The following is a 6950-nucleotide window of genomic DNA, read 5'->3' on the forward strand; positions in this document are numbered from 1 at the left end:
GGTGAGCAATATACAAGCGGGCAGTTCGATTCCATCATTCATGACATGGAGAGCATCAAGAGCAAGCAGGCTGCCTTCGAAAATACAGAGCAGATGCTGCTGAGGCTCTGCCAGGACTTGCTCGGGCGGGAGCTCGGTGTTCACGACCATTTTAATGAAAGCGGAGGCAATTCGCTTATTCTCACCCAGCTTTCCGATGAGCTGGAAAAATGGCATGGCTGCAGCGTATCCGTTCCTGACCTGTACAAATATCCGACGATCGCTAAGCTGACCGCGTTTATCGACCGCGGCGGCAGTCTAAGCCTGCCATCCGTCGGTATGGATGAAGCCTACTTTAACAAGGAGGGCAGCCAGGTCGTTTCAGCCTTTGAGGCTGAGCTGGATAGCGAAACATGCAGGGTGCTCCAAGCAATAGCCGATGAGGCGAAGACGGATCTCAAGCATGTCCTGTTGTCTGGCTTTCTCTATTTGCTGAAGCTGGCATCCGGTGAGGACCCGATTCATGTTCAAGTGGCGGCTGATGAAAATCAGTTCCGCTCGCTGACCATCGATTTTGCAGAGGTGAATTCCTTTGAGACGCTGATTGAACTCGCTGCAACGAAGCTGGAAGCCCGCAACGGCAATGGTGATGACAATGGGGACGGCGATGAATCCGTCTATGCCGCAAAGGATTTGGATCGCATTCAGCAAAGTGAGGAGCTTCGGATTTTGCCGCTCTTCGTTATTCATGCTGATGGCTCATCCACGCAAGGCCAATGGCTTGAAGTGTTTGATCTTGTGATCGAGCTTGCAGAATACGATGAGCAAGTCGAGGTGCTGTGCAGCTTTAACTCCCGAAAACTGAAGGAGCACAAAATAAAGGAGCTTTTTACCCAATACATGCTGTTGCTCGCTGACATCGTGAAGAATAGCGATAAGGTTTCGGTCTAGCGAACCGCTGAAGAACAGGGGGATGAAGTTGAAGACGAAATCGCCGGATTTGACGCAATTGCGTCTAAGAAGCCAGGACGAACTGCCAACGGCAGCTATAAAGGAAGTGAGCAACCATGACATTGCCATCATCGGCATTTATACGCGTTTTCCAAATGCCCGCAATACAGAGGCGTTCTGGCAAAATATTAAAAATGGGGTAAGCTGCGTCACGAAATTTCCGGACAAGCGCCGGGAGGATGCTGATCGGTTTGTCAGATTTTCTGGTAAATCAGAGATTCCTTACTCAAACGGTGCTTATCTCGAGGATATTGACGCATTTGACTATTCATTCTTCAACATTCCGCCTAAGGAAGCGCTGCTGATGAATCCTCGTCAGCGTGTATTTCTGGAGGCAGCATGGAATGTGTTTGAAGATGCAGGATATGGGCCGCAGCAGCTTTCTGGCAGCAACATCGGGGTGTATGCCGGCCATATCGGAGACGTTGAAAGCTATGTATACCGGGAGATGATTGAAGCCGTTGATCCCTCTTTGATATCGGCAGCGATGCCGGGAAATTTGTCTTCCATTATTCCGAGCCGGATTTCCTATTTGCTTAACCTTAAAGGGCCAAGCATGACGGTGGACACCGCGTGTTCATCCTCGCTTATTGCTGTCGATCTGGCTTGCCAGGCGCTTCGCAAGGGAGACTGCGAAATGGCGATTGCTGGTGCAGTCCGCATTAACCTGCTTCCGCAAAACAAAAATCATGCGAAGCTGGGAATCGAGTCTACGGACGATGAAACCCGCGCCTTTGACGACGAAGCTGACGGATCGGGAATGGGGGAAGGCGCCGCCGTTGTTCTGCTTAAGCCCCTTAGCAAAGCTAAGCGCGACGGCGATTCTATCTATTGCGTTATTAAGGGCAGTGCGGTGAATCAGGATGGCGCTTCCATGGGAATTACGGCTCCAAATCCGTCCGCTCAAACAGCCGTTCTAAATAAGGCTTGGAAGGAAGCGGGTATCGATCCAGCAACGCTTGCCTATATCGAAACACACGGTACGGGGACTAAGCTCGGTGACCCGATTGAGATCGAAGGAATAAGCAAAGCATTCGCAAAATATACGGACAAAAAACAGTTCTGCGCCATCGGGTCCGTGAAGACGAATATCGGCCATCTATATGATTGTGCAGGAATTGCGGGACTTATTAAAGCCGCGCTGGCGCTAAAGCATCAGCTGCTTCCGCCAAGCCTTCACTTTAAGACGCCAAATAAACAAATTCCGTTTATTGATTCGCCAGTATACATAAACACGTCACAGAAGCCATGGGCTCAAGGAGAGGCGCCAAGGCGCTGCGGTGTCAGCTCATTCGGCTTGTCTGGTACCAATTGCCATGTCGTGCTGGAAGAATATATCGCTCAGCCCGCGAACGCTGAACAGGTGGTTGGCGCGCCAGAGCAGTCTTATATCATTCCGTTATCGGCAAAAAGCGAGGAAGCGCTGCATACGCTGCTTCTCCATATGGGCGAATATTTTGAAGGGGAAAATCGGGCGAGCCTTAAGGATATTAGCTTTACGCTGGCAGCAGGGCGCGATCATCATCCGCTTCGTCTTGCTTTTATTGCCGCAGATATCGGGGATCTGAAGCAGAAGCTGCATCAGCTAATCGCAGGTCGGCAGCATTTAAAGAGCTTGGATGTTCCCTGGCTCTCTTGCGGCACAGCGAAGCCGGAAGGCGATCATGCACATTTTGCACAGCTAGCCGAGCAGCTTGTCAAACAGTTGAAAACCGCTGCCGTATTTGAGCACCCGGAGCTGCTCCGGCAAATCGCAGAGCTGTACACAGCTGGGGCAGCCATTGGATGGTCCGCTATGTACAGAGGAAGCAGAGCCAAAAGGGCGCATATCCCCGTTTATCCGTTTGAGCGGAAGCGCAGCTGGCTGCAAATTCCAGGGTCTGCACCTGCTGAACGTGCAAACGCACTCTTTTACACGATGAAGTGGATGGAGGAGGCGGCGGATCAACGCACCCGCACCATGCGTGGAGAAACGGTCCTTATTTTGGGAGAATGGCAGCAGCTTACCCAGCAGCTAGAGGAGGAAGGCGTTCATTGCATTCAGGTTAAACGGGGGACACACTATCAGGTGGTTAGCCCGGACTCCTACATGATCAGCAAGAAAGAGGAAGATTACGACAAACTGACGGAAGCACTTAAACATGTGAAGTTTACGAAAATACTGCATCTGCTTTGCTGCAACGGACCGGATGAGGTGATGTCGGCAGAGCAGCTAAGTGAAAGGCAAAGCTTAGGTGTGTACAGCTTGTTCCACTTGACTAAAGCACTCCTGAGTGCCGGCGTTGGGCATAAGCATGAAATCATTATCGCAGCCGACTATGTGAACCGGGTTACCGGTGAAGAAGCGTGCTTGAAGCCAGAAAACTCGCCACTATTCGGTTTGGGTAAAGTCATTGGCATTGAATACCCGCATATTACTTGCAAGGCGATAGATATGGATGCTTCGACAACTGCCCGCGATGTTATTTCAGAGCTGGGCCGCTACAAAACGACCTATCAAATTGCCTTTCGGGATGGCAAGCGCTTTGCAGAAATCATGGAAGAGACCGATGTTGAGCAATTGGCTGATGATCCCGTGTCCATTAAGGAGGAAGGCGTTTACGTCATCACAGGCGGCGCTGGAAACCTCGGGCTGCTTACGGCAAAACATTTGGCATCCAAAGGGAAAATAAATCTGGCGCTGTTAAACCGTACTCCGCTGCCGAAGCAGGAGGACTGGCCCTCATATTTGGAGCAGGATGGCGGATCACAGCTGCATGACACCATTAAGAAGCTGCAAGAAATTGCTGCTACTGGAGCACAGGTAGAGTGCATCTCGCTTAACGTTACCTCCTTGGACGAAATGAGCGCCACCATGGGGAGGCTGCGGCAAACGTATGGGAAAATAAATGGTGTCATCCATGCGGCCGGCGTAGCGGGCAGAGGCTTTCTCATCCGCAAGGATACAGCCGTATTCGAGGAAGTACTGAATCCGAAAGTGATGGGTACCTGGATTTTAGATAAAGTCACGGAGCAGGATGAGCTCGACTTCTTTGTTTTATTTTCATCAGGTGTTGCCCTTGTTGGCGAGATGGGACAAGGCGATTATACAGCTGCAAACTGCTATCTGGATGCTTTTGCTGATTATAGAAGAAAGCTAGGCAAGCCTGCTCTTTCCATCAACTGGGTCGTTTGGGATGGGGCACGAATGGGAGAAGGAACGAGTGAAACGATCGACAGCATTTTCAAAACGCTGCCCGCAACAATAGCGCTTCAAGGCTTCGATAAAGTCGTCAGCAAGGATATCACCCGTGTATTAATTGGGGAAGTCAACACGTCTAATCCGAGCGGTTTGGAGCTGTTCAGCAAAGATGTATTCCATTTGCCAGAAAAGCTGCGAGCTATCATGTTTAGTGACAGCAGCAGTGAGCGGGCTGTTCAAAGCAAGCCGCTGCCCATGAAGGAAGCGAAGGTGAAGCTGTTAGGCAGCAAAAACGGCACCTACTCCGAAGTGGAGCAGACGCTGGCGGGCTTGTACCGGGAAGTACTCGGATACGAGGAACTGAGCATTCACGATACGTTCTTCGAGCTAGGTGGAGATTCGGTGCAGCTGCACCGGCTGCATAAGCTTGTAGATCAGCGGTACACGGGACAAACCTCCATCGCCGATTTGTTTGCATACGCTTCAATAGCCAAGCTGGCGTCATTTTTGACTAGGGAAGACAACAAAGCAGTCAACAAAGTAGTCAATCGCAGTACCTCTGCTGTGCATGTTCCTGCTACCCATGATGATGATATCGCGATAATCGGAATGTCCGCGCTGTTTCCAGGAGCGGATACGGTTGACCAATATTGGACGAACATCAGCAATGCCGTAGATTGCACAGGGCCTATCCCGCAAGAGCGGCGCGCATACGCAGACGATTATCTGGCAGCTATAGGGCAAGCTCCAGATGGACATCCCGGCTATATGGACTGCGCTTTTGTGGAAGGTATTGATGAGTTTGATTATCGGTTTTTCCGAATATCACCCAAGGAAGCTAATTTGACGGACCCGTGCCAGAGGGTGTTTATGCAGAAGGCGTGGCATGCCATTGAGGATGCGGGGTATGGGGGAGATAAGCTGCGCGGCAGCCGAACAGGCATTTATGTCGGATTTGCCAACATTATTCGCGATTCGTATCAGAAGATGCTTACCGATGTCGATCCCGTCATGATGTCTGAAGCTATTGTCGGCAACGTATCAGCGATGCTTCCAAGCCGCATTTCCCATTTGCTGGATTTGAAGGGACCGACCATGGTCGTGGATACCGCCTGCTCCTCCTCCTTAGTTGCTGTGCATCTGGCGAGCAATGCGATCCGGGGCGGCGACTGCGATATGGCAATCGTTGGCGGTGTAAAGCTGTTTCTCATTCCGCTCGATCATGAGCACAATAAAATCGGCATTGAATCCACGGATGGAAAAACACGCGCATTCGACGCCTACGCCGATGGCTCAGGCAGCGGCGAGGGGACAGCGGCCATTATACTCAAGCCGCTTAGCAAAGCCAAAGCGGATGGCGACCATATCCATGCTGTCATTAAAGGGAGCGCCATCAATCAGGACGGCGCATCGATGGGCATCACCGCGCCAAATCCAGCTGCACAGACGGACGTTATTACGCGGGCGTGGGAGAAAGCGGGCATTCATCCGGAGTCGATTGCTTTTTTCGAAGCGCATGGAACAGGTACTGCGCTTGGCGATCCGATCGAATTCAGCGGGCTGAAGCAGGCAATCGAGACTTTTACGGACAAAAAGCAGTTTTGTGCAATTGGTTCGGTTAAGTCGAACATCGGCCATCTGAATGAAGGGGCTGGAATGGCTTCCATTATAAAAGCTGTCATGACGCTCAAGCATCGCGAAATACCGCCGACCCTTTACTTCCAGACGCCGAATCCGAAAATCGACCTGCAGGATTCACCGTTGTTCATCAACGCCCAATCAAGAAAATGGGAAAATGAAGAGCAGCCGATGAGAGGGGCGATCAGCTCTTTTGGCCTAAGCGGCACGAACTGCCACATGATTATTGAGGAGTACAGACCAGAAGCAGCTGCACCGGAAGTAGCAGAGGAGTCGAAAGGTTCGGCTCAACTATTGACCTTGTCCGCGGCCAGCAGAGGATCGCTTATACGGTTGGCGGGGCAGTATGCTGACCGCTTTGTGGATGGCAACGTCGGGGCACTTGCTGATATTTGCTATACGGCGAATACGGGAAGAGGACATTATTCGCACCGCCTTGCCCTGATCGTCGCTGATGCGGCTGACCTGTCTAGGAAGCTAAAGCTTTTGGCCGAGCAGGACACCTTTAGCCCGCTTCTGATGGAGGGTGTTTATTACGGCGAATACCGAGCGGTAAGCGACGAGCGCAGTATTCGCAGCCCAGGCGACATTACAGAGACGAGAAAAAGCGAGCTTGGGCGAGAAGGAGAATTTGCCGTCTTGGCATTGGAAAATGTCCCCGCGCTGGAGCGTACCGAAGCGCTGAAGCAGCTATGCCAGCTTTATGTTCAAGGTGCAGATATCCCGTGGGAGCAGCTCTATGCGGAACAGACCCACGCCAAAGTTCAACTGCCAGTTTATCCGTTTGAGAGGACGAAATGCTGGGCGGAATTTCCCAAGTTTGCGAAGCAAGCTTTGCTCAAGGCAGCTTCCGTTGACGCTTCTGCTGAAGATATGAAAAAACAGCCAGCCTCCTTTACGATGAGCTGGAAACAGCAGGCGCGGTTAGCCGTTTCTTCGGCAGAGCCCGCTGCTGGTGTGACGGTTATCGTCAAGGAAAGCGAAGGCTTTGCTGACCGTTTGGCCAGCGCGTTAAGAGATCAAGGCAGGCAGGTGCTGTTAGCGGAGAGTCCTGATTTGTCCGCCGCTACTGAAGAGATGGGTGCGATTGAAGAAAAATGGCTGAACCGTTATTGCCAGCTATTTCAGGAGAAAGCAGAGC

Annotated in this window: 2 protein-coding genes; both read left to right on the forward strand. The window is 51.5% G+C overall.

From position 1 onward, the window contains the following. Positions 1 to 930, forward strand: a 930-nt coding sequence (locus ABEW34_RS31765; RefSeq protein WP_430165839.1) for an acyl carrier protein, incomplete at its 5' end; no start/stop codon positions are given. 28 nt (positions 931 to 958) lie between these two features. Next, positions 959 to 6950, forward strand: a 5992-nt coding sequence (locus tag ABEW34_RS31770; protein ID WP_430165842.1) for an SDR family NAD(P)-dependent oxidoreductase, incomplete at its 3' end; no start/stop codon positions are given.

This window comes from Paenibacillus algorifonticola, from assembly GCF_050481745.1.
Classification (GTDB): Bacteria; Bacillota; Bacilli; order Paenibacillales; family Paenibacillaceae; genus Pristimantibacillus; species Pristimantibacillus algorifonticola_A.